Source organism: Bradyrhizobium cajani, assembly GCF_009759665.1.
GTDB classification, from domain to species: domain Bacteria; phylum Pseudomonadota; class Alphaproteobacteria; order Rhizobiales; family Xanthobacteraceae; genus Bradyrhizobium; species Bradyrhizobium cajani.
Genome location: NZ_WQNE01000110.1, coordinates 1 through 387, shown reverse-complemented (window position 1 = coordinate 387; position 387 = coordinate 1). Strand labels below are relative to the sequence as shown.

1 protein-coding gene is annotated in these 387 nt (G+C 63.6%); it reads left to right on the top strand.

All coding sequences use genetic code 11. The annotated features are described in order from the left end of the window. Positions 1-34 precede the first annotated feature (34 nt). The coding region (locus tag GPL20_RS38600; protein ID WP_157337957.1) for a cell division ATP-binding protein FtsE at positions 35-387 on the top strand (353 nt) is incomplete at its 3' end.

Here is a 387-nt window from a genome sequence, read left to right as displayed (position 1 = left end):
ACTGCAGGGTGGGCGATCTCGAGCGCTGAACTCGTTGTCTACCGCTGAGGCGTCCATTGTGATTCGTTTTGAAGGCGTGACCAAGAGCTATGACCCCTCCCGACGCGCCGCGCTGGCCTCGGTCGACGTGCAGGTCGAAAAAGGCGAGTTCGTCTTCCTGGTCGGGGCCAGCGGCTCGGGCAAGTCCACGTTTCTGCGGTTGATCATGCGCGAGCTGCGCCCCTCACGCGGCAAGGTGTTCGTGGACGGTCGCGAGCTCAACAAGATGCGCAACTGGAAGATCCCGGCGCTGCGTCGCCAGATCGGCACGGTGTTCCAGGACTTCCGGCTGCTGCCCAACAAGTCGGTGACCGACAACGTGGCCTTCGCCCTGCAGGTCATCGGCAC